Source organism: Clostridium sp. MCC344 (assembly GCF_018785365.1).
Classification (GTDB): domain Bacteria; phylum Bacillota; class Clostridia; order Lachnospirales; family Lachnospiraceae; genus Pilosibacter.
This window is the reverse complement of record NZ_WQPQ01000013.1, coordinates 195,403-220,775: the sequence shown is the minus strand read 5'-3', so window position 1 is coordinate 220,775 and position 25,373 is coordinate 195,403. Positions and strand designations below refer to the sequence as shown.

Below are 25,373 nucleotides of genomic sequence, written 5' to 3'. Positions count from 1 at the left end.
AAAACAATAGATTATATGAGAATGATTATCAGAATCATTTTCATAAGAAATTTTCTCATTACCTTGTATTTTTTAAAATACACGTGACTGTTCAGTACCTTCACATTTACAGGAACCTCCCCCGGAGCTTCCCTTCGGATACATGGCAGGTTACGAGCAAAAATCCATTCCAGATCGGCTTCGTCGATGGGATTTTTACCTTTAAGTCTGTGTTTTATAAGGCGGCGAGATCACTTTGGAAAATTTCGCTGTTACAGAATCACAGCGCGGTGCGAGAGACGTCGATAGACTGAAAAAGGGTAAAAAAATAACCCACAGTCTGCGCTATGATCGCCCAGACGGTCGGCTTTCTTCGATCATACTTCACGTGGTTCACCACTTATCCGTCAGTCATATGATCGGTATGACATATATATACCAGATGTTGTGGTGTGTGTCAAGTGGAAAAGAATGGTCGGACCAGATATGGGGAGAGAATGCTGGTCCTTTTTGGCAGATGTCAGCAAAAAAGCGTGAAGAGCGTCGCTCCATACCGGTTGACGGAATCATGCCCGGCGGGGTACAATAACCTTAATATGACTTTGGGGGAAACAGGGGGGAACGAGGATGTTAAAGGTACTGATCGCGGATGATGAGAGCAAGGTCTGCCAGCTGATCGAAAAGCTGGTGGACTGGGATGCTCTTGATATGGAGGTCGGAGCGGTCGCGGAGAACGGGATCGATGCGCTGGAAAAGATAAAGGAAGTTCATCCGGATATCGTGATCACGGACATCCGGATGCCGGGATATGATGGGCTGGACTTGATCCGGCTCGGAAAAGAGGAAGCTCCGAATGCGGAGTTTGTGATCATCAGCGGCTACCGCCATTTTGAGTATGCGCAGATGGCGATCCGGTACGGGGTGAATGCGTATCTCTTAAAGCCGATAAAAAAGGACGAGCTGACGGAGACATTAAAACGCCTCAGCACCCGTTTCCGGGCGCAGACGGAACAGCTGAGCCAGGAGGAGAAGACCAGACTGGCGATCAGGAGCGACGAGAAGAACCTGAGACAGGCCTTTTTACAGGATCTTGTGGGGAGAAGAAATAAGGAGACCCTGTCGCAGCCGCTTTTGGAGATCAACCGGGAATTTCACTATCGTTTTGAGCCGGGGGAATTCTGCATCGCCATCTTAAAACTGGATGGGCGTGTCTGCGATGAGGAGCAGAATGTCCAGTTTATGGCGGAGAAAGTCCAGTCTGCGGCGGAAAGATTTTTAAAAGACTATGTCATGGAGACAGAAAATACGGAGCTCAACGGATTCCATTTCTTTCTGCTGAACTATGACGCAGAGGACCGGATGCAGATCCGGAGACAGATGAAAGCCCTGCTCTCGGAGATCCGGGTCCAGGGGGACATTTTAAAGAACCTGTCGGTGACGCTGGCGCTCGGCGAGGGCGTGGGAAGTCTCCCGGAGATCGGCAGTTCCTTAAAAAATGCCAGACTCCTCATCGAGGAGCGGCTGCTCGCAGGAACGGGAAAGCTGATGGAAGGAAAGATCGAAAGCGGGGAGTCCTTCGCGGACAGTGAGATCTTTGCAAAGTTTAATGACCGGATCGCCCACACGCTGGAGAGTCTGGATTCCTTTGCAGTGCGGGAAGAACTGATCTATCTGAAGACGAAAATGCTGGCGGAGAAGGAGATCAGCGGTCATGAGATCCTTCAGATGACGAAGGAGATCTGCAACCAGTACCTGTTTTTCATGAAAAAGTACCGTCTTCCGGTGGAAGAGAACTTTATGGAGAACTTCAGCGTCAGCGCCGATAACTGTGCAGATGCGGCGGAGCTTTTCGATTATCTGACGAGACGGATCACGACTTCCTACGAGAAGGCAGCAAGGTTAAAGCGGCAGGATGAAAACCGTCCGATCCGCGTGGTGAAAAAGTATGTGGAAGAACATTTTGGAGAGCCGCTGACGCTGGAAGAACTCAGTCGGGTTGTGGATCTCTCCCCGACGTACCTCAGCACGATCTTTAAGAAGGATACGGGGATGACGTTTCTGGAATACCTCTCGAAGGTTCGCATGGACATGGCAAAAAAGCTCTTAAAGGAGACAAATGACACGGTGGCCGATATCTGCGGGAAGGTCGGCTACAGTGACGTGCGGTATTTCACAAAATCCTTTACAAAATATGCGGGCTTAAAGCCCAAGGAATACAGAAAGCTGTACTCGTGATGGAAAAGAAACATACCGATGAGAGAAATTACCTGTCCGTCCGGATCAAATGGTGCGCACTTCTCGCAGCCGGGCTGATCGGGGCATTGCTTGTGAGAATGTGGGTGGTGTGCATCCGGGAAATGCAGTCCCTGATGGTCCCGGCTGTATTTACGGCGCTTTCCGCTGCTCTGGCGGTGATCGTTTACCGGACGGTGCTGATCCCATACCGGGAGACTCGGAAGATCTATGAGCAGTTTGTCATGGGCTATGTCATGGAGGACCTTTTTAAGGTCCGCTATCCGTTTTCACCGGAGAGTGAGCAGGCAGTCCTGCGCCTGAACGAGATCATCGACCGGAACAACCTGATCGCGATCTCGAAGAAACAGGCGGAGTATCTGGCGCTTCAGAACCAGATCAATCCCCATTTCCTCTACAACACGCTGGAGGGGATCCGGAGTGAGGCGCTGATCGCGGGGCTGGACAGCATCGCGGAGATGACGGAGGCGCTGGCGACCTTCTTCCGCTACACGATCTCAAATCTGGAAAATCTCGTGACGCTGGAGGACGAACTTGCCAATATCGAGAATTATTACTATATTCAACAGTTCCGATTCGGTTCTAAACTGGACCTGAAGATCCAGTATGACCGGGATCCGGACGACGATTTCACGGAGATGGATTTTCTGCAGTGCAAACTTCCGAAGCTGACACTGCAGCCGATCGTGGAAAATTCCATCTACCACGGGATCGAGCGAAAGATCGGAAAAGGTCATCTTGTGATCCGGATCAGTGCGAGTGAGGAACGGCTCTACATCAGGATTTCCGATGATGGGCGCGGAATGACGGACGAAAAACTGAAGGAACTGAATGAAAAACTGCGCCGTCTTGATGTGGAGACAGATGTCCCGGAAAAAGAGGAGGAGAAGAAGCCGGCCCGCGGCGGGATCGCGGTGGTGAACGTGAACAGGCGGATCAAGCTCCTCTTCGGCGAGGAGTACGGAATCCATGTCTACAGCAAAGAGGGGATCGGAACTGATGTCATAGTGGAGCTTCCGCTGGTGCGCGACGGGGATCGTCAGGGAGGATGGCGATGAGAAAAGAGCTTCTTCGGATATCGCATGTTGATCTTGAACGGGACGGAGAGCTGCTCCTGGATGATCTGGAATTCCAGATGTTTGCCGGGGAGATCGTTGGCCTGGTGGCGCGGAACCGGAAAGGCCAGAAAGAGATGGTGGATCTGATCTGCCGGAACGATCCGATCAGCCTGGGATCCGTGTGGTATGACGGAAACGTTGTAAATAGCTACGCCTACAGCAGCGGGGCGTCCAATAAGGTGGCGCTCATCGAACAGAAGAGCCATCTCGTGCAGGGCTTAAGCGTTGTGGACAACCTTTTTATCCTGCGGGAAGGTTTCCGGAAATATTTTATCAATGAGCAGGTGATCTTCAGCCAGGCGATCCGCTTTTTTGAGGAAAAAGGGCTGAAAGTGGACCTGGAAAAGAGAGTGGAGAACCTGACAGAGCTTGAGAGATGCTTTGTGGAGCTCGGAAAGGCGCTGCTTTCGGGCTGTCATCTCATTATCGTGGACAACCCGGCGAACTATCTGAGCCAGTATGAGCTCTTCGAGTTCCAGCAGATGTTAAAGAAGATCCGGAAAGAGGGGATCTCCGTGCTCTATGTGGGAAACCACCACCAAGAGCTCTTTAAGATCGCGGACCGGACCGCACTTTTTTCGGACGGTCACATCTACAAGGTCTTTGAACGGGATGAGATGACGGACGAAAAGATGGCACCGTACATCTCAGAATGGAAGATCATGTCCACGGAGAATGATCAGGATGCCGAGGATGACGGGATCCTGCACTTTCACACCGTGGGAGTTGGAAATTTAAATGGTCTTCGCTTCATCCTGCACCGCGGTGAGTGTATGACGATCCTCGACAAGGAAAATAAGATCGCAGGGGACATGATGGATCTGATGACCGGAAAAAAGCGGTGCAGATCAGGATGGATCACGGTGGACCATGTGACCTACACACAGAAAAAAGCGGCGGATTATCTCGATGAGGGGATCGCCGTGATCCCGGCGGACGGGGTGAACCGGCTGCTGTTTCTGGATGAGAGCTACATGGAGAACCTGACATTTCTCCTGGACCGGAAACTCAGAAAAAGCCTGATCCCGCGGAAAATCTACAGGAGTATCCATTCAGAATATCTGCCGCTCGTGGGACCGGTGATCGATGCGCCCTGTGTGCGCGACATTCCACAGGAAGACCAGTTTGCCCTGCTCTATCATAAGATGAATCTTCTGCGCCCGCGGATCATGGTCTGCATCCAGCCGCTCGCAAAGGGCGACATGTTCTGCCGGATGAGGATCTTAAATGTGCTGCGCCAGATTCAGAAACAGGGGACGGCGATACTCATGATTACCGCGAGTATCTCCGATACGCTTGATATCTCAGACCGCCTGCTCGTCGTGGAGCAGGGGAAGGTGGCGGCAGTATATGAGAAGAGTGAGTTTAAGAGAATTGTGAGGTAGGATTGGAGCTGCCCCGTCCTGTTGTATACATCAAAATATTGTCCCCCATAACCGTAGGATTGTCCTCTGTTATGGGGGACATTTTTCATGTAAGATGGAACTAACAGGGGAGGTCTATATGAACGAGTACATAGGAATCGATATCGGCGGGACGAAAACAGCCATCGTTCGTGGAGACGAGAACGGAACAATCCTTGAAAAGAAGCGATTCGCAACGACAACGAAGGAAGAAACTCTGGAAATGATCTTTCAGAGCGTTGCGGATCTGAAAACAGATCAGACGAAAGCAATCGGCGTCAGCTGCGGCGGGCCGTTAAACAGCAGGACGGGCGTGATCCTGGGACCTCCGAATCTTCCGGGATGGGACGAAGTTCCGATCACGGATATGCTGACGGAGCGGTTCGGACTTCCGGCATATTTAAGAAATGATGCGGATGCCTGTGCCGTGGCGGAATGGCAGTTCGGAGCCGGAAAAGGCGCGGAGAACATGATCTTTCTTACCTTCGGAACCGGGATCGGCGCGGGGCTGATCTTAAACGGAAAGCTTTACGAAGGAACATGCGGGATGGCCGGGGAGATCGGTCATGTACGGCTTTTTGAGGATGGACACGTTGGCTACGGAAAGTCCGGCTCGTACGAAGGATATGTGAGCGGCGGCGGGATCGCCCAGTACGGAAAAGGAACCGCGGCGGAGCTCGGAAAGCGGGCGGAAGAAGGAGATCCGGAGGCGCAAAAGATCTGGGCGCAGACAGGAGAACATCTTGGAAGCATGCTGTCGATCCTGATCGATCTGTTAAATCCGGAGGTGATCGTCATCGGAAGTATTTTCGTCCGGGCGGAGAAGTATCTGAGAGCTTCCATGGAAGAAAAGATCCGGAAAGAGGCACTGAAATCTGGCGCAGAGATCTGCCGGATCGTTCCGGCGGGACTCGGGGAATCGATCGGAGATATCGCGGCACTCTGTGTTGCCATGAACCTGTAAAAAATGAAAATGCCGGGATTTGCGGAGAAACCACAAAAAGAATGTAACTGTCCGGAATCCCTGCAGTTACAGGAAAAACATTAGAAATATAGCCACAAAAGGATGTGCAGGACACATTTTCGCACACATAAAAAATGAACCGGGAGACCGGATCAAAATAGAACTGGAAAGCGGGGGAGAAGATGGGCGAAGTAATTGTTTCAATGAAAGACATCGTCAAGACATTCCCGGGTGTCAAAGCCCTGGATCATGTAAATTTCGAACTCCGGTCGGGAGAGGTCATGGCGCTTCTCGGGGAGAACGGAGCAGGAAAATCTACACTGATGAAGATCTTAAGCGGTGTTTATACAAAAGACAGCGGAACGATGACCATATTCGGAACGGAATATGACAATCTGACACCGAAGCAGGCACAGGCCGTCGGCGTTGCGATCATCCACCAGGAGTTAAACATGTGCCGCCACTTATCGGTTGCGGAAAATATGTTCCTCGGAAGAGAGAAGGTCAACGGGATCGTCTTAAATGACCGGGAGATGGAGGCAGAGGCGGCAAAGATCCTCGGAGATCTGAAGATCGACATCGACCCGAGACAGACCGTCGGCGATCTTCCGGTATCCAAACAGCAGATGGTCGAGATCGCGAAGGCACTTTCGATCCACGCGAAGATCCTGATCATGGATGAGCCGACTTCTTCCCTGACAGCGAAAGAGATCGAGGAGCTCTTCCGGATCATCCGCCAGTTAAAGGCAGACGGCTGCGGAATCGTCTATATCTCCCACCGCCTGGAGGAGCTGAAGGCTATCGTGGACCGGGTAACGATCATGCGTGACGGTCAGTATATCACAGACGGAAATTTCGCGGATATGACGATGGATCAGATCATCGCGAATATGGTCGGCCGTGAGATCAAAGAACAGTTCCCGAGAGTCTCCTGCCCGAAAGGAAAGAAGATCTTCGAGGTGAAAAACTTAAATGCCGGACATCTCGTCCGCGACATCAATTTCTCCCTCTATGAGGGCGAGATCGTCGGATTCGCGGGACTGATGGGAGCGGGACGTACCGAGACAACGAGAGCGATCTTCGGAGTTGACCCGAAGACCAGCGGGGAGATCTGGCTGGACGGAAAAGAAGTGAAAATCACCTGTCCGATGGACGCGATCAAAGCCGGGATCGTACTGGCGCCGGAGGACCGGAAAAAAGACGGTCTCTGCACGAAACTCAGCATCCGTCATAACCTGGCACTCCCGAACCTGGACCTCATCTGCAGCAAGCTCGGCGTGATCAGCAGTAAAAAGGAGGACGACCTCTGCGAGAAGGCGGTGAAGGACCTCCTGATCAAGACCCCGACGGTGGAGGTCAACGCGGGCAATCTTTCCGGAGGAAATCAGCAGAAAGTGGTTGTTGGAAAGTGGCTGGCGAGAAATTCCAGAGTCGTGATCTTCGATGAGCCGACACGAGGCATCGATGTAGGAGCGAAGGTCGAGATCTACAACCTGATGAACCAGTTAAAGAAGCAGGGCATTGCCGTTATGTTCGTCTCCTCAGAGATGCCGGAAGTCCTGGGGATCGCGGACCGCGTCATCGTCATGTGCGACGGAAAGATCACCGGCGAAGTCATGGCGAAGGAGACAAGCCAGAATGAGGTTCTGAAGTTCGCTACCGAATTTGAGAAGAAACAACAGGTTAGCTGAGGGAGGACAGGGGAATGAATGAAAAGAAGCACAGTACAGTAAAGCGGATCCTGGGGACACGCGGAATGGGCGCGGTCATCACGGCATTCGCGGGACTGATCATCATCTATGTAGCATTCGGTCTCATCGACCGTAAAGTATTTGCCGGACAGAACGTCATGAACCTTCTGCGTTCCATGTCAAAGTACCTTCTGATCGGCGTCGGACAGAGCTATCTTCTGATCACCGGAAACATCGATCTCTCGATCGGTTCCATGGTCGGAATGAGCGCCATGATCTCGGCAACCCTGATGGCGATGGGCGTCAATCCGTTCGTTGCGATGGCGGTTGCGATGGCGTGCTGCCTGGTTACCGGAGTGATCAACGGAATGTTAGTCGGAAAGTTCAAGCTTCCGCCGTTCATCGCGACACTCGGAACCATGTTCGTGACACGAGGCGTTGCCTACATGGTCAACAACAACCGAAACACGGACGCGATCGCGACCGGTATCGGAAAAGAGGCTGGCGATAAGTTCCAGAACTTCTTCTACTATGGAAAGACACTCGGTGTTTACAACACCTTCTGGATCGCGCTTGTGATCTTTCTGATCTTCTTCTTCCTGCTTTCCAAGACCCGCACAGGAAGACATATCTACGCGATCGGTTCCAACGTGGACGCTGCGAAATTATCCGGTGTCAATGTTGTAAATACAACAATTAAAGCGTACCTGGTCAGCGCTGTCTGCGCATGTGTCGTTGGTTACATCCTCTGCGCACAGGCCGGTATGGGCAACATGGAAGCAGGAAACATGTACGAGATGTACGGCGTTGCAGCCGGCGTTATCGGCGGCATCTCCCCGCTCGGCGGGACAGGACTTCTGCTCGGAACCTTTGCCGGTGCGGCTGTATGGCAGACACTGGAGAATGGTCTGAACATGATCGGTGCACAGGTCGGCATCCAGAGACTTGTCATCGGTATCATCGTTGTATTCTCTGTACTTCTTGATGTTGTCGTTCGTTCCGGAAACTTCGGAAAGAAAGCATCCAAATAAGACAGAAAAAAAACTGTTTTGTGTCTGCGGCATTTTGCAGCAACAGTCGGTCCGCGGTCCTGCATGAGAATAAGCAGGATGCTGGTCCGGAAATATCGTTACATGGATATCTAACTCCCATGGTATACGGGGGTTACATATAAGAAATCTTAAGGAGGATTTTTATGAAAAAGAGATTGTTCGCACTGTTAAGCTGTGCAGCCCTTGCGGCAGCCAGCATCACCGGCTGTTCCAGCCAGAAACCGGCAGAATCCGCAGCAGCCAGCGCGGAAGCCACAGAGACTACAGGAGCTCCGTCCAAGGAGGTCGGCGACTGGAAGATCGCGCTGATCACGATGGACTCCATCGACCAGCACTGGGTAACCTTAAATGAGGGCGCTCAGGAAGCTGCAAAGGAACTTGGAGTAACCGTAAGTTTCATGTCCCCGAACACAAAGGACGATGCACAGCAGATCGAGTGCGTGAACAACGCAGTTGCAGGCGGTTACCAGGCGATCATCGTAGCGGCAAACGGTCCGGATGCGATCTCTTCCGCCCTGAAGGAAGCGAAGGACGCAGGTGTTAAGATCGTTTATGTTGACTCTCCGGCAAACGTGGAGGCAGAGGCAACCTTCTCTACCGATAACGAGGCAGCTGGTGAGACAGCCGGTAAAGAGATGCTCAAAGCTCTTGAAGAGTCCGGCATCACATCCGGTAAGATCGGTATCGTAAATGTAAACGCAGCAACAGACTCCACAGTCAAGAGAGAAGCCGGATTCCGTAAGGCATTCGAAGGAAAAGGCTTTGAGCTCATGGAGACCCAGTACGGCGAAGGCGATGCAGCGAAGTCCCAGACGATCGCTGAGAACTACATCACACAGGGCGTTGTCGGCATCTTCGGCTGTAACGAAGGTTCCACGACCGGTACCGGTAATGCGATCAAGGCATCCGGCAAGACTGATATCATCGGAGTCGGTTTCGATAAATCCGATGCGATCATGAACCTCATCAACGATGGATATCTCCTCTGCACAATGGCTCAGAACCCGGATCTCATGGGTAAAGACGGTGTTGATGCAGCAGTCAGAGCTCTTCAGGGTGAGACACTCGGCGGCTTAACAACAGACACAGGCGTTTCTGTCATCAAAGCAGACAATGCGGAAGATGCAGCAGGCACAACAGATGTGACAGCAACAAAAGACTGGAAAATCGCACTGATCACAATGGACTCCATCGACCAGCACTGGGTAACCTTAAATGAGGGCGCTCAGGCAGAGGCAAAGGCACTCGGCGTTACCGTAAGCTTCATGTCCCCGAACACAAAGGACGATGCACAGCAGATCGAGTGCGTGAACAACGCAGTTGCAGGCGGCTATGAGGCGATCATCGTAGCGGCAAACGGCCCCGATGCGATCTCTTCCGCATTAAAGGAAGCCGCTTCCACAGGCGTGAAGATCGTGTATGTTGACTCTCCGGCAAACGTAGAGGCAGAGGCAACCTTCTCCACAGACAACGAGGCAGCTGGTAAGACAGCAGGCGATGAGATGATCAAGGCTCTCGAGGCAGCAGGCATCACATCCGGTAAGATCGGTATCGTAAACGTAAACGCAGCAACAGACTCCACCGTTAAGAGAGAAGCAGGCTTCCGCTCTGCATTCGAAGGAAAGGGCTATGAGCTTATGGAAACTCAGTACGGCGAAGGTGATGCAGCGAAGTCCCAGACCATCGCTGAAAACTACATCACACAGGGCGTTGTCGGCATCTTCGGCTGCAACGAAGGTTCCACGACTGGTACCGGTAATGCGATCAAGGCATCCGGAAAGACAGATATCGTAGGCGTTGGCTTCGATAAATCCGATGCGATCATGAACCTCATCAATGACGGATATCTCCTCTGCACAATGGCTCAGAACCCTGATATTATGGGTAAAGAGGGCGTAAAGGCAGCTGTCAGAGCGTTAGAGGGCGAAGAGCTCGGCGGCGCTGTCAGCGATACAGGCGTATCTGTTCTGAAGAAGAATTAAGATCAGTGGTAACTGTGAAGGTACTGAACAGTTACGATCAGTGAAAATAAACTGTAACTAACTGAAAAAATGAATTAAAATAATGGCAGTTGGAAAGAAAACGGCTGCTGGACATGCAGGATCAGGGAACGCCGGGCCGAAAGGATCGGCGTTCCCTGCATATCAAGGACAGGAGGAATTTTTCATGAAACGCAGTGAGATCAACGCAGCTTTAAAAGAAATGGAACAGATGATTAGGGAGTATCGCTTCGCGATCCCGCCATTCTGCAATTTCACACCGGAAGAGTGGAAGGAAAAAGGCCATGATTACGATGAGATCCGCGACAACATGTTAGGATGGGATATCACGGACTACGGTCTCGGGGACTTCGATAAGGTCGGATTTTCCCTGATCACGATCCGCAACGGCAACCTGAAGATGAAGGACAAATACACAAAGACATATGCGGAAAAACTCCTGTACATCAAAGAGGGACAGTACTCCCCGATGCACTTCCACTGGTCAAAGATGGAGGACATCATCAACCGCGGCGGCGGAAATGTGCTGATCCGTGTATACAATTCCACAAAGGATGAGGACCTTGATAAGGTAAATGATGTTCATGTCCATGTTGACGGAAGAGAAATGGTCGTTCCGGCAGGAACACAGGTGCGCCTGACACCCGGTGAGAGCATTTCCATATACCCATATATGTACCATGATTTTGAGGTGGAAGAGGGAAGCGGTCCGGTTCTCTTAGGTGAGGTCAGCCAGTGCAACGACGATAACGTGGATAACCGTTTCTATGAGAAGATGGGAAGATTCCCGGAGATCGAGGAGGATGAAGCACCGTATCGTCTGCTGTGCAACGAATATCCGGAGGCAAAATAGATGGCGGATCAGAGAACACTGATGGCGGTCTGCGGGAACATGGAGCAGATCGCCGGAGTCCGCCGGATCGAATTTCAGGACGGGCGGGCGTCGGGACTCCGCTGTGCGCTTGTGGAAAACGGACCGGTGGAGATGTCGTTAATGATAGATAAATGCCTGGATCCGGCGTGGATCCGGTATAAGGGGATCAATTTAAGTCTTCTCACAAAACCGGGACTTCAGGGGCGGAATCCCTACGATACGGCGGGGGATGAGGCGGTGCGCTCGATCATGGGCGGTGCGATGTTTACCTGCGGTCTCGGGAACGTCCACGGAAACCGCGTGGTGGACGGTGTGGAATATCCGACGCATGGGAGAATGCGGACGACTCCGGCTGAGAAGGTGTCCATGGACGCATTCTGGGAGAACGGAACGTATAAGATCCGGGTGTCCGGGGAGATGCGGGAGGCGCGGATCTTCGGAGAAAATCTCGTGCTGAGGAGAACAGTGGAGACGGTTTACGGAAAGCGGGAGATCGTGTTCACGGACGAGATCGAGAACCAGGGATTTGAGGAGCAGCCACTCTGTTTTCTCTATCACTGCAATGCCGGATATCCGTTTCTTGTGCCGGGGCTGCGGGTCGTGATGCCATCGATCATGACCGGACCGCGCGACGCGGCTGCAGAGGCAGGAAAAAGCCGCTGGAACGTCATGGATGAGCCGGAACCGGGAGCTCCGGAGCAGGTATTCCAGCATGAGCTGGCGGCAGATCAGAACGGAAATACGTTCGCGGCTTTCGTGAACGAGGAGCTTCAGATCGGGCTCTGCATCCGGTTTGAAAAGTCAGCGATCCCCTACCTGACCCAGTGGAAGAGCACGGCGGCCGGGGATTTTGCGATGGCGCTGGAGCCGACAAACTGCGGATTTGACGGACGGGCCGGAAAGACGCAGATCTTAAAACCATTTGAAAAACATGAGAACCGGATCCGGTTCCAGATCCTGGACGGAAAAGACGAGATAAAACGACTGGAAGATGAGTGCAGGGAGGTATTGAAATGTACGATGTGATCGCTCTTGGTGAGCTTCTGATCGATTTTGCGGCGAAGGAGACGGATGCGGACGGATATCCGACGATGAAGGCGAATCCGGGCGGAGCGCCGGGAAATTTCCTTGCGGCATTGAATAAATATGGGGCGAAGACGGCATTTCTCGGAAAAGTCGGGGATGATGCGTTCGGAAGGCTCCTCTTAAAGACATTTGAAAAAGCTGGGATCGAGACGAAGGGAATCGTGACAGATCCGTCGGTGTTTACGACGCTGGCGTTTGTGACCTTCTCTCCGGAGGGAGACCGGTCCTTCAGCTTTGCGAGAAAGCCGGGAGCGGATACGCGACTGAGCTTTGAGGAGATCGACCTGAACATGATCGATGAGTCGTCGGTCTTCCATTTCGGAACCTTAAGTCTCACGGATGATCCGGTGCGCAAGGCAACGAAAAAGTGCGTGGAATATGCGAAGGAACACGGAAAACTTATTACCTTCGATCCGAACCTCCGTCTTCCGCTCTGGGAGACGCCGGATGCGGCAAAGGAGCAGATCTTATGGGGACTCGCCCATGCCGATGTGGTGAAGATCAGTGATGAGGAAGTGGAGTTCTTATGGGGCATCACGGATGAGAAAGAGGCGGCGAAGAAGCTACTTGATGAGTTCGGGATCCGTCTCGCGATGGTCACGATGGGACCGAAAGGGGCATACCTGGCGAACCAGGATGGCGCGGCGTACGCAAAGTGCCCGGAGGTAAAACCGATCGATACGACAGGAGCCGGGGATATCTTTGGAGGAAGTGCGGTTTCAAGACTCTTAAAGACCGGGAAAGCGCCGGAAAAACTGACGGAAGAAGAACTTGCCTTTATCGGTCAGTTCGCCTGCACGGCGGCGAGTCTTTCAACAACGCAGTCGGGCGGGATCCCGAGTATTCCGGAGGAAGAGGATGTTCTGGATTACTTTTCAAAGGTAGGAATTTTCTGAACTGAAAATTCCGTACAATACAGTGGTGGTAGCAGATTTTGCCGATTCGGAATGCGAAGCATCGGCAAAATCCCGTTACAGGGCACGGACACGGAGTGCCCGTGTGCTGTAACAGTTTTGGAGAGAATGCAGGCTTAAATGGAAAGCCGCATCTATGTGACGAAGCTGGTATTTAGAGCAGTTCTGGCTGGATAGGAATCCGGAACTGCCGGGATACCGGCTTTGTTGCTTTTGGGGAATTGTTTGGGAAATGCGCCCAGAAAGACCATGTTTAGGTGGAAGGTGATTCCCGGGATTTCCGACATCATTGAAATTGTCGGAATTTTGCTGGAAGAGATCACCAACTCACTGCTTCCGGTATTTGTTTGGCGTGCATCCAACGATCTTTTTAAAGCAGCTTGTAAAATAACTCTGTGAGGAAAAGCCGGTATTCTGGGCGATCTCAGCAATTGCGAGACTGGGATCTGCCAGGAATTCCCGGCTTTTTGCGATCCTGTATTCCAGGAGATACTGAAAGGTCGTCATGCCGGTCATGCGCTTAAAAAAGCGCTCACATTCCTCCGGGCAGAGACCGATGGATGCGGCGATCTCGGACAGGGTGAGCTTTTCTGAAAAGTGTGCATGGAGAAATTCCATGGTCTTAGTGAGCCGCTCGTTTGAGGTACTGTTTCCGGGCGTGTCCGGCATCACGGAACATCTGGCAAGTTTTAGAATGTCCGGCCAGGCAGAGAGAATCTCTCCATGGAGCAGGAGTTCCCAGCCATCGAAATGTTCGCCCTCTGAGATGTTCACGATCCGTCTTACGGTCCTGGTGAGGCGGACACCGGCAGGATGGCTGGCGTCAAAGAGAAAGGCCGGAGGCAGATTTCCGGATAAAAATGGGGCAATAACAGCCTGATAGAGAGCCTGATTGTCTTCCACGGCAATCAGGCTGGGAAGAAAATCAACACAATAGTAGGCAGAATCCGGTTCGACAGGTTCTACAAAATGAGCGGACCGGCTGTTGATAAAAAATCCATTTCCTTTGCTGACAAAATAAGACTTTCCGGCAGTATGAAAACGAATTTTGCCTTTTGTGATAATACAGAGCTGGAAATCCTCATGCCAGTGCCAGCGCACAGTGGGATAATTCCGGTCTGAAAAATCGGTCATATAGACAGAGACTGGAAGCAGATCTGAAATCCGGATCGTATCTTCTTCCTGATTTTCTTTTATAGACAGTCTATTTCGGATCATAGGGAAAACCTCACGTTATAAAAAACGAGAATCTCAATATATTGATAAAATATATGGATATTTTGATATACAGAACCATTTAAACCCGATATACTGAAAAAGTCAAGTGAATCATACAATCGGTGAATGTGTGAAGAGTTACGATTGTGCCATGTGGAATTTTCAGAACAAAAATTACTGTTGATGAAAAGTAATATTACAACTAAAAAATTGGGAGGAACTTATGACAGAAACAAAGGAAAAGAACAGGCAGAAGCTGGGAATTTTCTGCTGTATTGCCGGTGGAGTCGGCTGGGGACTTTCGGGGACATGCGGGGAGGCGTTGTTTTCCCAGTATCCGATCGATACGTCCTGGGTGACGGCTGTGCGGATGACTGTGGCGGGAACGTTACTGTTACTCTTTGCGCTTGCGAAGCACAGTCTGGATTTTAAAGCGCTTGGAAAAGATAAAAAGGGGATCATGGAGATCGTTCTGTTCGCTCTGGCGGGACTTGCACTCTGTCAGTACGCGTACCTCAGTGCCATCAAATGGACAAACTCCGGAACGGCGACGGTGATCCAGAATCTCTCCATCGTATTTATCGCAGTTTATGTCTGCCTGACGACAAGAACGAAACCGGATAAGAAGACGGTATTCTGTATTCTGCTTGCACTCATCGGTGTCTGGCTCCTCGCGACAGGAGGAAAACCAGGAAATATGGAGCTGACACCGAGAGGACTCTTCTGGGGACTGATGGCGGGCATCGGCGCGGCGAGTTACTCGCTGCTTTCCAGAGCTCCGGTGGGACGTTTTGGAAGTATTCCGGTGACCGGACTTGGGATGTTGATCGGGGGAGTCGTGCTCTGGGGAATTGCCCAGGTATGGAAGGTTCCGGCTGGACTTGATGGGCGTGTGGTCCTCTATCTTGCGGTCATTGTTTTGGTCGGTACGGTCGGGGCGTTTACTTTATTTTTACAGGGAATTGCCCTGGTGGGACCGGTGAAGGCGGCGCTCTTTGCGTGTCTGGAGCCGCTGACAGCGGCAACGTTGTCGGTCGTCTGGCTGCATGCCAGTTTTACGGCGGCGGATCTGGTTGGGTTTGCGTGTATTCTGGCGACGGTGGTGTTGATGAGATAGGATATGTAGAATCAATGTACTCCTGCCCGGAAGCTCTCCGCTGGGGAATGGAAATGTGCTTTCCGGCAGGGAGGTCCTTTACATGATTTTTGCCATATTTTTACTTTACAATTCCCATAGAAAAATGTTATACTGCTGTGGGCGGAAATGGTATCCGCACACAGCAGTTTTTATGAAATTTAACGGAGGTGAATTGCATGGATAGTTGCGATAGTACAGGGCGAAGTACGAAATGCGGTGTAACATACAGACAGACGCAGAATGCGGCTATCGGTTTGCTTTTCACGGGTAGGAATTTTCTGAACTGAAAATTCCGTATGATCCGTTTTCCGGTAACTGTTCAGCAGATCCGCGCAGTGGATACGCAGACCTGCTGAATGGTTACAGATCCCGAAAGCTGGATTCCATATTGTTATGTCTTTTGAAACACCGCATGGGAACAGCCTGTCCATCACAGCGATGACGGTTGAACCCCGCCGGGGATGTCCCCCCGGGCGGTGTTCTTTTGTTGCCGGAATTATAGCGGCATGTAACCGGAGAAAGTAAAAAAGAGATGTTTCGTGAACGGAAGCAATCCGATGATTCACGAAAAAACAGCTCACTCCGGTAAAAAAAAAGACCGGATCTTTATGAAACGGTCTTAAAAGAAAAGGAGGCAGACATGGAAACAGAAGTTTTAAAAGAACAACACTACGTGGAAGAACTGGTCGATATCATCCGCAGCGGACTTCCGAAAGAGGAACTGATCGACCGGTTATCCGATTATCATGATAACGATATCGCAGATGCGCTCACAAAGCTGACGCCGGATGAGAGACGGGAATTATACCCGCTGATTGGTGTGGAGCGTGTCGCAGAGATCTTCGCATATTTGGATGATGCGGAGCCGTATTTAAAAGAACTCCCGATCGAGAGTGCCGCAAAGATCGTCTCCGAGATGGACTCCGATGATGCGGTCGATGTCCTCGAAGAGATGGATGCGACGACGAAACACAAGATCGTCGGCATGTTGGATAAGGAAGCCAGCGATGACGTCAGACTCCTGTTCTCATACGATGATGACGAGATCGGTAGCCGCATGACGACCAACTTCATCATGATCCACAACCATCTGACGATCCGCCAGGCGATGCGCGAACTGGTCGAGCAGGCGGGAGAGAACGACAATATCTCGACGATCTATGTGATCGATGAGGAAGATAAGTTTTACGGCGCGATCGATCTGAAAGATCTGATCATTGCGAGAGAGTATACGGATCTTGAGGACATTATCAGTCACTCTTACCCGTATGTCATGGACCATGAAAAGGTCAGCGACTGTATCGATAAGATCAGGGATTATGCCGAGGATTCCATTCCGGTGCTGCAGGAAAACGGAACCATTGCCGGCATCATCACCTCCCAGGACATCGTTGAGGCAGTCGATGATGAGATGGGCGATGATTACGCGAAGTTAGCCGGCTTGACCGCGGAGGAAGACTTAAATGAGACGCTGCCGCAGAGTATCAAAAAGAGACTCCCGTGGCTGATCGTGCTGTTATTCCTCGGAATGATCGTCTCCTCGGTTGTCGGCGCATTTGAGTCTGTCGTAGCCGTGATCCCGATCGTCATGTGCTTCCAGTCCCTGATCCTCGACATGGCAGGAAACGTTGGAACCCAGTCCCTGGCTGTTACGATCCGTGTCCTGATGGATGAGCAGCTCACAACAAAGCAGAAGCTGATGCTGGTTGTGAAGGAGATGAAGATTGGTTTTGCGAACGGTCTGTTCCTTGGATTTATGGCATGGATCTTCCTGGGGCTTTACATCTGCGTGATCAAGGGATATCCGATTCATCACGCGATGATGGTTTCCGGCTGTGTTGGTATTTCACTTGTGACAGCGATGGTGATCTCCAGTATGGTGGGAACATTGATCCCGATGTTATTTAAAAAGATCAATATTGATCCGGCGGTCGCTTCCGGTCCGTTGATCACGACGGTGAATGACCTTGTTGCGATCATTGTTTATTATGGTCTTGCGATGCTGTTCCTGATCGATCTGCTGCATGTGTCGGGCTGATGAAAATGTCAGAAGAAACTGTCGGCAGGTAGAATGCCGGATTGTTATAAAATATGAATATTGACGGGAAAAAGGGCTATCCTAGGAATGTAGGGTAGTCTTTTTTATATGCCGGAAAGAGTTTACAGTCAGATTTTTAGGACGGCACATCAAGAGAAAACAGGCGTGGAGAAAGTTGTTGATGTAGGATTTCAGCATGGATTTTCTGTACTTATGACAATTTTTCTCAATCTCTCCTTTTTTAGATGCGCTCCCTTGAAATGAAAAATTGAGTATGATAAAATTATAACGGTTAGTATGTACTAACCTGTGCGCGATGCAGTATTAAATGCTTCATGCAAAATTCGCAGGCTCCTGCCGTGAGCAGAAGCTGCAGACAAGATCATGTCGGTGCGTGCCCGCCTGACTTGACAGGAGAGCGGCCTTCATGAATACCCGAAAGGAGTTTATGATGATGAATTATCTGGAAATCGAGAAAGTCATTGGAAGAGAAATTTTAGATTCCCGCGGAAATCCTACGGTGGAAGCGGAAGTATATCTGGCGGACGGAACGATCGGGAGAGGAACCGCGCCGAGCGGGGCATCCACCGGTGAGTTTGAGGCGTTGGAATTAAGAGACGGCGATAAGGCACGTTACGGCGGAAAAGGCGTGACAAAGGCGGTTGAAAATATCAATACGATCATCAATGAGACACTGACAGGAATGGACGCGTCCGATATTTACGCGGTTGACCGGGCCATGATCAAGGCGGACGGAACAAAAGACAAGTCAAAGCTCGGAGCAAACGCGATCCTTGCAGTATCGATCGCATGCGCACGTGCGGCATCGATCTCCTTAGATATCCCGCTGTACAGATTCCTCGGCGGGATCAACGGAAATCGTCTTCCAGTCCCGATGATGAACATCGTGAACGGTGGCTGCCATGCACTTTCTTCCGGACTTGATGTTCAGGAATTCATGGTCATGCCGGTCGGCGCTTCGTCCTTTAAGGAGGCGCTGAGATGGTGTGCGGAGGTTTTCCATGCGCTGGCTGCGATCTTAAAAGAGCGCGGACTTGCGACATCGGTCGGCGATGAAGGCGGCTTTGCTCCGGCGTTAAAGTCCGACGAGGAAGCGATCGAGACGATTCTTGAGGCGGTAAAGAAAGCCGGATATGAGCCGGGCAGTGACTTCCGGATCGCGATGGACGCTGCTTCTTCCGAGTGGAAGACCGGAAAAGTCGGTGAGTACAAGCTCCCGAAGGCGGGAACTGTTTACACATCCGAGCAGCTCATCGAGCACTGGAAGAAGCTTGTGGAGAAGTATCCGATCGTTTCTATTGAAGATGCGCTGGATGAGGAAGACTGGGAAGGATGGAAGAAGCTGACGGCAGAACTTGGAGATAAAGTGCAGCTGGTCGGCGATGACCTCTTTGTGACGAACACGGAGCGACTTTCCAAAGGGATCAAGCTCGGCTGCGGAAATTCCATCCTGATCAAACTGAACCAGATCGGCTCGGTATCCGAGACCCTAGAAGCGATCAAGATGGCACACCGTGCCGGATACACCGCGATCGCGTCCCACCGCTCCGGTGAGACCGAGGATACAACGATCGCCGATCTGGCCGTTGCTCTCAACACCTGCCAGATCAAGACTGGTGCTCCGTCAAGATCTGAGCGTGTCGCGAAATATAACCAGCTTCTGCGGATCGAGGAAGAACTCGGTGAGAGCGCTGTTTATCCGGGAATGGACGCGTTTCATGTAGAGTAAGGAAATAGCGGAAGATATGTCTGATCCGGGCGATCTGCCCGAAATTTCATTTCATAGATTGCACAGGGAGCTCCCCGGTGGCTGATGAGGCTGCCGGGGAGTTCTTTTATTACGCGAACAACGAGCCAAAGTCCGCGGTTGCGCGAGATCTTGGCGACTGTCGCGATAACAAGGGGAAACTCGCGAAGCGTGTTTTTACTTGTTTTATAGGAAATCCAGATGGAACTTACTATGAAATAAAAGGCACTGCGTGCCTAAGATGCGCACTCGCGCGAAGATGAAGATCGTCGCAAGCGACCGCGCTCGGTGCGAGAATGTGACGCGGCACATTTTTTTTAACTTTGATACAAAAAAGACACGATTATTAGAAAATTTAACACAATATTTTCACAGGATTTTCACAAACTGCTTTTAAGCTATAAAAATAACAGAATCAGAGAATGAGATCATTGTCCTGTGAATATATTGAGCATATTGGGCGTCAGAGACGCCTGTTTGAAATTGAGCAGAGAAACGCGCGGATGTGAGAGTGTGAAGTACGTCATGATCCGGTTTCAGAAACATGGAACATAATGATGTGGGAAAAGGAGAAAAGATCATGGTGAGAGTTGGAAGAAGGATCGGGTTATTCTTAGCGGCGGCGCTGGTATTGTCCGGATGCAGCAATAATGCTGCAGGAAACGGAAGCAGCGCGGCGCAGACGGAAACGGAGACGAGTCAGGCAGCGACTGAGCGGGCCGGGGAGACGGCGGTGACATCACTGCCGCAGATCGACTCTACGAAGTGGAAATATAATTCTGACGATAAGGTGTACTGGCAGACAGGGATTTCTTACTGTGCAGATCCGGCGGATGAGAAATATGAAACGCTGGGAATTTTTGTCCCGGCGGCATATATGAATGCGAAAGATAATGGGGACGGAACCTTTACATGTACGATCAATAACCAGGCGGCAGTCAAAGGATACACAGCGGATTCCGCACCGATCGTGATCCCGGTCAACACGCCGGGATATTCCGCGATGGCAGCTCCGACAGACTATGTGGCAGATTCCGCGTCCTACACGGATGCCGGATTTATCTATGTGGCAGCAGGATGCCGCGGACGCGATGCAGGAGCTCCGGCGGGTGTGACAGATCTGAAAGCGGCGATCCGGTACATTCGCTACAATGACGGCGTGATCCCGGGCGATGTGGACCGGGTATTCTCCTTCGGAATGAGCGGCGGCGGAGCACAGAGTGCACTTTTGGGTGCAACCGGCGACAGCGAAGATTATGAGCCGTATCTGACCGTAATCGGGGCAGTTTCCGGCGTCAGTGATGCAGTGACAGGTTCCATGTGCTGGTGCCCGATCACGGAACTTGACTACGCGGATGAGGCGTATGAGTGGAACCTTGGAAATACGAGAACAGACCTCACGGAGAAGGAACAGACACTGTCGAACGGAATGGCAGAGGCATTTGCGCAGTATATCAATGATCTGGGACTCAAGGATTCTTCGGGAAATGTGCTGACATTGACGGAGTCTGAGGAGGGAATCTATCAGTCTGGCACATATTATGAGTATCTGAAAGGTGTGGTGGAGACATCACTGAATAATTTTCTGGAAGATACCACGTTCCCGTATACGGTGGAGACGAAAAAAGGACGCCAGGGCGGCGGCAGAGGTCAGGGCGGACAGAAGCCGGATGGAGCGTTGCAGGACGGAAACGGAATGCCTGATGACATGCAGAAAGGCGATGCTCCGGCAGACGGAAAACAGAGCGGCAGACCAAACGGAAATGCTGGCCAGGGAACTCCTGACTTTTACGCCATGGACGGTGTTGACCGGAATCTCTCTACCGGAGGCGTGACACTTTCTGGCACCTATGAGACAGCACAGGATTACATCGATGCTTTGAATGCGGATGGAATATGGATCAACTATGACAGTGTGGCCAACACGGCAACGATTACCAGCATCGCAGATTTTACAAACGCATGCAAACGTGCCTCTAAGGGAATCGGCGCATTTGATGCCCTGGATGAGAGCCAAGCGGAGAATACCTTATTTGGATACGGCGATGGAACGACGTCCCACTTTGACGCTACGCTGGCAGACCTTTTAAAGAATGACGAGACCTACGGCGCGGCATTCACGGAAGCAATGGAGAAGACAGATTCTGAGGGAAAGACGGTGACTGAGAGGGGAAACATGTACAATCCGCTTTATTACCTCTCAGGCTATTATGATGGTTATCAGAAATCTGCGGTTGCCGATTACTGGCGTATCCGCACCGGAATCGCCCAGAGCGATACCTCTCTCACGACAGAAGTAAATCTGGCGCTGGCGCTGAAAAATTATGGCGCAGATGTGGATTTTGCGACGATCTGGGGGGAAGGCCATACGATGGCAGAGAGTGCCGGGGACTCTGTGACGAACTTTATTGAGTGGGTTAATAAGTGCTTGAAATAAAAGTCTTAGATTAGGATATGATCAAAAAGACTGATATGTCAAACCATTATGATGGAATGAGATATCGGTCTTTTATTTTCGCAGACATGCATCAGGTAGACGCTGCCAGTGGAAGGTTCTGCATGTGATTAACAAATCAGAGCCTAAGCCAGAGGAGGGGGTGTTAGTTATAAAAGCGCGATGAAATTTTGTGCATTAGAAATCCACCAGCAATCATGGATACGACATACAGCAGATTTCCCCAGAAGATACCAGCCGTACACGCGATCTCGTGGAAAACCGGCTGCGAGGACGGATGAAATGGGGATATGTAGAACATGTCAGCGTCAGCGGTGGGACCTACGGCGATGTTGATCACGCAGGCGATTACACAGCATAGGAAAAAGAACGGAAGAATATTCATATAATCCCGCCGTTCATGTCTGGCGATGCCTGACATACAGGATAAAAGTCCAAGGAAGAGCAGAATAAAATGCCACAGGAAGCCATGGAGCGTCATCGTCCAGTACGGATGCATGAGTCCTGGCGGCACAGCCAGAGCCATGATTCCACCCAGCAGCCCGAAATCCTGAAGGAAGGTAGCGGCGCGGCGAAGTGTTTTTTCGGAGTGAAGGAGCGGTGCAGCAAGACAGATGTACATGGGAATGCTGCATAGCTGGAATGGAAAATACCACCAGTCGAAATGCCCATGAAATTCGATGACATATAAAAATGCCTGCTTATAGAGTTCCATGAGTGCGAGAAGTACTCCACAGGAAAAGAAAATATGGCGGAAATACGGTTCAGGCGATGCCATGGACCGTATTTTTTTGCCGAACAACCGCGCAAAAAAGACCGCAAATCCTGCCCCAAAGACGGTCAGCAGAATGTGAAAGGCAGAATAAGGCACCGGGGGTGTCATCGGCCATGCGGTCATGCGCAGGATGGACTGGAGAAAAATGTACATATAAGGACCTTCTTTCAAAAGGATAGTTTTGAAAAACGCGCACCGCATTCTCGTTACTTCAGTGATGAGTTAGGTGCGCTATTTATTTACTAAGACTTCCCACACCGATACGGTGTGTTGAAGCTTGAAAAATGGCTGCTTGCACATGTTTGGGCGGGGATCAGGGTTAAAATCCTCCTGCAAGCAGGCTTGTGTCGGGCTTCGGACCTTTTGCCCCTGACATCACAAATATTAATGCGAAATGAGAGATCTGTCAAACCTCACGGACGTTCAACTTGATTTTGGATTCTTTGATAGTCTGTCTGGAAATGTCATATTTTATATGATAAGATAAAAGAAAACTGCGGGGAGTGCGTATGGTGACAGGAAGTGGAGAAAAACGATTTCATGACCAGATATCATGGCTGATGTTTCTATTCAGCATATTTGTGATATGGGTCCACTCTTATAATGTGGATCTGTTTTCCGGTGGGGCGCGGGATGGGATATGGAGTCTTGCGGACCGGATCGAAAATTTCGTGTCGGTGGGACTGGGACAAATCGCCGTTCCTGGCTTTTTCCTGCTGTCCTCCTACCTGTTTTTCCGGAATTTTTCCTGGGAGAAGCTGACCGGAAAATGGAAGAGCCGGGTATTCAGCGTCCTGATCCCTTATGTAGTCTGGAATATCATCTACTATCTGGGCTATATGGCAGCATCCCGGTTTCTCGCCATACGATCCGTGGTCGGACGTGACATCATTCCATTTTCCGTGCAGGAGATCTGGCGGGCGGTCTCACAGTATGCATACGCGCCGATTTTCTGGTATCTTTATCAGCTGATCTTCCTGATCATCGTGTCACCGCTGATCTACGCACTTGTTAAGAATCGGGCGATCGGTCTTTTCTGGATCGTGGGACTTGTATTTGCAGTTCATCTCCATCTGGATATGCGCCATCCGAATACGGACGCCCTGCTTTACTATTCGGTTGCTGCATACTTTGCAGTCCATCGGCGCGGGCTGGTGGAGAGAAGTATGGAGGAAGAAGCAGCCGGGTGGGAGGAAGATCATGGAACGAAAGAAAAGAAAGCTGCTCCAGAGGACAAAGATGGAAATACAGCCAGTGTCATCCCGGACTATGTGAGAAGGCGCTGTTTTGCAGAAGGTCTGGCGGGAGTCGTGATCTCTGTATTTTGTTACCGGAGGACGATGGCACCTGAAGCAGCCGTCCTTTGGACCTGCTTTTATCGTATGGCTGTGCCGATGACGTGCTGGGCCTTTGCCTGCGGAGTGCGTCTTCCGAAGATCCGTCCATGGATGCGCCAAAGCATGTTCCTTTATGCGATCCATTATATCGTTGTACGATTCGTAAACAAAGGAATAGCTGTTGCGGCAAGACAGCTTGCCGGATCTGTATCCGCTGCGGGAATCGCGTTGATTGTTTATTTCCTGCTTCCTGCGATCGCCGTGATGGTTTCTTACATCCTCGCCAAATTCTTTGTCCGCTTCCTGCCGGGAGTGTGGAGAGTGCTGTCGGGAGGGCGAAAGTTGGAAGGATAGGGAATAAGAAATGCAGAAAATCCGTTACTGTCGGCGTACCGCATGGACAGCAGCATGTAAAATTCAAGTGTTCTTTTTTGTAAAAAATGCTAATAGTATTTCGATAAGAAATCCATTATACTATCAGTGAAAGAGTTAATCTTTCCTTCGCAGATGAGACGAGTGACGGTTCCGACTCGTCGGTAAAATAAAAAGTGACCGAACAATGAGACGAGTGACGGTTCTGACTCGTCGGTAAAATAAAAAATGACCGAGCGAAGAATCTTTGAGGGAGGAGAAATCCTCCCTTTTCTATACCAGTCTATTTTTCTTAGGGGGTTCTTACCATGAGTACATCAACTAAATTTTATATAAAGAACTATAAATGAGCAAATTTGAAAAACTGCACTATTAAGTCTATCACATGCAGACATAAAGAATACTAAGCGGACCAATGTCCATGTTACGTGCACAATAAGTTATAATTTTTGTGCACTTTTCGGTATTTGCTCATTTATAGTAAAGAAATTAAGCAAAGAATTCTATCAGAGGTATTCACCTAAAATATATGAGGAAATTTTAAGCAAAGAGGATAGACCATATTCATGGCTTCTTGTTAAACAACATGGATACTTTATATGTGTACCGTTTACGGACTGAAATACGTCATAAATATGCGTATCATTTCCAGGCATCAGAAAGATCGGGAAAGCATCATTCAGGGCTGGATTTTACAAAGTTGGTAATTGTCACCAATCAAGAATTTATAAATGAAGGTATCGTTGTTGTTGATCAGGACGAATACAAAGAAATTATATATAATATTGGAAAGATAGTAGATTCTGTGATAAAATTTGTTGATGATTATGTCGAACATATAAAAGGAATAAAAAAGCTTCATGAAAGAGAATTTGAACGTCGATATCATTTTTCATCATTAAAGTACTTTAAGAGAGAATTGGGACTCAGTCAGAAAA

17 protein-coding genes, 1 pseudogene and 1 riboswitch are annotated in these 25,373 nt (G+C 50.4%); of the genes and pseudogenes, 16 read left to right on the top strand and 2 right to left on the bottom strand.

Annotated elements, in window-relative coordinates; all coding sequences use genetic code 11:
- Nucleotides 1-325 precede the first annotated feature (325 nt).
- Nucleotides 326-404: riboswitch (ZMP/ZTP riboswitch) on the bottom strand.
- A 202-nt stretch (nt 405-606) separates the two neighbouring features.
- From GPK90_RS03355 to GPK90_RS03310, 10 genes are all read left to right on the top strand, one after another.
- Nucleotides 607-2,214, top strand: coding sequence for a response regulator (locus GPK90_RS03355; protein WP_215702156.1), 1,608 nt, complete (start codon nt 607-609; stop codon nt 2,212-2,214).
- A complete protein-coding gene (locus GPK90_RS03350; protein WP_215702155.1) occupies nt 2,214-3,290 on the top strand; it encodes a sensor histidine kinase in 1,077 nt (358 codons plus the stop codon). Before GPK90_RS03355 ends, GPK90_RS03350 begins: the two co-directional genes overlap by 1 nt.
- Nucleotides 3,287-4,735, top strand: a complete 1,449-nt coding sequence (locus GPK90_RS03345; protein ID WP_252197334.1) for an ATP-binding cassette domain-containing protein — start codon at nt 3,287-3,289, stop codon at nt 4,733-4,735. Before GPK90_RS03350 ends, GPK90_RS03345 begins: the two co-directional genes overlap by 4 nt.
- Nucleotides 4,736-4,853: 118 nt before the next feature.
- Complete coding sequence (locus GPK90_RS03340; protein ID WP_215702153.1) at nt 4,854-5,717, top strand: ROK family protein; 864 nt, start codon at nt 4,854-4,856, stop codon at nt 5,715-5,717.
- 182 nt (nt 5,718-5,899) lie between these two features.
- Nucleotides 5,900-7,408, top strand: coding sequence for a sugar ABC transporter ATP-binding protein (locus GPK90_RS03335; protein ID WP_142411937.1), 1,509 nt, complete (start codon nt 5,900-5,902; stop codon nt 7,406-7,408).
- 14 nt (nt 7,409-7,422) lie between these two features.
- Complete coding sequence (locus GPK90_RS03330) at nt 7,423-8,439, top strand: ABC transporter permease (protein WP_142411936.1); 1,017 nt, start codon at nt 7,423-7,425, stop codon at nt 8,437-8,439.
- A gap of 164 nt (nt 8,440-8,603) precedes the next feature.
- Complete coding sequence (locus GPK90_RS19495; RefSeq protein WP_142411935.1) at nt 8,604-10,442, top strand: substrate-binding domain-containing protein; 1,839 nt, start codon at nt 8,604-8,606, stop codon at nt 10,440-10,442.
- 184 nt (nt 10,443-10,626) lie between these two features.
- A complete protein-coding gene (locus GPK90_RS03320; protein ID WP_215702152.1) occupies nt 10,627-11,313 on the top strand; it encodes a D-lyxose/D-mannose family sugar isomerase in 687 nt (228 codons plus the stop codon).
- Nucleotides 11,314-12,360, top strand: a complete 1,047-nt coding sequence (locus GPK90_RS03315) for an aldose 1-epimerase family protein (protein ID WP_215702151.1) — start codon at nt 11,314-11,316, stop codon at nt 12,358-12,360.
- Complete coding sequence (locus tag GPK90_RS03310; protein ID WP_215702150.1) at nt 12,348-13,316, top strand: carbohydrate kinase family protein; 969 nt, start codon at nt 12,348-12,350, stop codon at nt 13,314-13,316. Before GPK90_RS03315 ends, GPK90_RS03310 begins: the two co-directional genes overlap by 13 nt.
- 345 nt (nt 13,317-13,661) lie before the next feature.
- Here GPK90_RS03310 and GPK90_RS03305 read toward each other — a convergent pair whose 3' ends face one another.
- Nucleotides 13,662-14,552, bottom strand: a complete 891-nt coding sequence (locus GPK90_RS03305; protein ID WP_215702149.1) for an AraC family transcriptional regulator — start codon at nt 14,550-14,552, stop codon at nt 13,662-13,664.
- 223 nt (nt 14,553-14,775) lie between these two features.
- On the opposite strand from GPK90_RS03305, the gene GPK90_RS03300 reads away from it, so the two are divergent.
- From GPK90_RS03300 to GPK90_RS03285, 4 genes are all read left to right on the top strand, one after another.
- Complete coding sequence (locus GPK90_RS03300; protein ID WP_215702148.1) at nt 14,776-15,669, top strand: DMT family transporter; 894 nt, start codon at nt 14,776-14,778, stop codon at nt 15,667-15,669.
- A gap of 661 nt (nt 15,670-16,330) precedes the next feature.
- Entirely contained in the window at nt 16,331-17,728 is a 1,398-nt protein-coding gene (gene mgtE / locus GPK90_RS03295) for a magnesium transporter (RefSeq protein WP_215702147.1), read from the top strand.
- A 454-nt stretch (nt 17,729-18,182) separates the two neighbouring features.
- Nucleotides 18,183-19,478, top strand: coding sequence for a phosphopyruvate hydratase (gene eno, locus GPK90_RS03290; RefSeq protein WP_118530385.1), 1,296 nt, complete (start codon nt 18,183-18,185; stop codon nt 19,476-19,478).
- Nucleotides 19,479-20,076: 598 nt separating this feature from the next.
- The gene (locus tag GPK90_RS03285) at nt 20,077-21,933 is read left to right on the top strand and encodes a subtype A tannase (protein WP_215702146.1); all 1,857 of its coding nucleotides are present in this window, start codon (nt 20,077-20,079) and stop codon (nt 21,931-21,933) included.
- 163 nt (nt 21,934-22,096) lie between these two features.
- On the opposite strand, the gene GPK90_RS03280 is transcribed toward GPK90_RS03285, so the two are convergent.
- A complete protein-coding gene (locus GPK90_RS03280) occupies nt 22,097-22,834 on the bottom strand; it encodes a TMEM164 family acyltransferase (protein WP_486463660.1) in 738 nt (245 codons plus the stop codon).
- A gap of 401 nt (nt 22,835-23,235) precedes the next feature.
- Between GPK90_RS03280 and GPK90_RS03275 the strand changes: the two genes are divergently transcribed.
- Nucleotides 23,236-24,417, top strand: a complete 1,182-nt coding sequence (locus GPK90_RS03275; RefSeq protein ID WP_215702144.1) for an acyltransferase family protein — start codon at nt 23,236-23,238, stop codon at nt 24,415-24,417.
- Between the two features lie 604 nt (nt 24,418-25,021).
- Nucleotides 25,022-25,345: pseudogene (tenpIN, locus tag GPK90_RS19735) on the top strand (type III toxin-antitoxin system TenpIN family toxin); the annotation flags it as partial.
- Between the last annotated feature and the right edge of the window lie 28 nt (nt 25,346-25,373).

Bases quoted from the DNA above. Each gene is read 5' to 3' on its own strand.
- GPK90_RS03355 (WP_215702156.1), top strand. From the start codon at position 607: ATGTTAAAGGTACTGATCGCGGATGATGAGAGCAAGGTCTGCCAGCTG.
- GPK90_RS03340 (WP_215702153.1), top strand. From the start codon at position 4,854: ATGAACGAGTACATAGGAATCGATATCGGCGGGACGAAAACAGCCATC.
- eno (WP_118530385.1), top strand. From the start codon at position 18,183: ATGAATTATCTGGAAATCGAGAAAGTCATTGGAAGAGAAATTTTAGAT.
- GPK90_RS03285 (WP_215702146.1), top strand. From the start codon at position 20,077: ATGGTGAGAGTTGGAAGAAGGATCGGGTTATTCTTAGCGGCGGCGCTG.
- GPK90_RS03305 (WP_215702149.1), bottom strand. From the start codon at position 14,552: ATGATCCGAAATAGACTGTCTATAAAAGAAAATCAGGAAGAAGATACG.
- GPK90_RS03280 (WP_486463660.1), bottom strand. From the start codon at position 22,834: ATGACACCCCCGGTGCCTTATTCTGCCTTTCACATTCTGCTGACCGTC.
- GPK90_RS03320 (WP_215702152.1), top strand. From the start codon at position 10,627: ATGAAACGCAGTGAGATCAACGCAGCTTTAAAAGAAATGGAACAGATG.
- GPK90_RS03310 (WP_215702150.1), top strand. From the start codon at position 12,348: ATGTACGATGTGATCGCTCTTGGTGAGCTTCTGATCGATTTTGCGGCG.
- GPK90_RS03335 (WP_142411937.1), top strand. From the start codon at position 5,900: ATGGGCGAAGTAATTGTTTCAATGAAAGACATCGTCAAGACATTCCCG.
- GPK90_RS03345 (WP_252197334.1), top strand. From the start codon at position 3,287: ATGAGAAAAGAGCTTCTTCGGATATCGCATGTTGATCTTGAACGGGAC.
- GPK90_RS03300 (WP_215702148.1), top strand. From the start codon at position 14,776: ATGACAGAAACAAAGGAAAAGAACAGGCAGAAGCTGGGAATTTTCTGC.
- mgtE (WP_215702147.1), top strand. From the start codon at position 16,331: ATGGAAACAGAAGTTTTAAAAGAACAACACTACGTGGAAGAACTGGTC.
- GPK90_RS03350 (WP_215702155.1), top strand. From the start codon at position 2,214: ATGGAAAAGAAACATACCGATGAGAGAAATTACCTGTCCGTCCGGATC.
- GPK90_RS03330 (WP_142411936.1), top strand. From the start codon at position 7,423: ATGAATGAAAAGAAGCACAGTACAGTAAAGCGGATCCTGGGGACACGC.
- GPK90_RS19495 (WP_142411935.1), top strand. From the start codon at position 8,604: ATGAAAAAGAGATTGTTCGCACTGTTAAGCTGTGCAGCCCTTGCGGCA.
- GPK90_RS03275 (WP_215702144.1), top strand. From the start codon at position 23,236: ATGGTGACAGGAAGTGGAGAAAAACGATTTCATGACCAGATATCATGG.
- GPK90_RS03315 (WP_215702151.1), top strand. From the start codon at position 11,314: ATGGCGGATCAGAGAACACTGATGGCGGTCTGCGGGAACATGGAGCAG.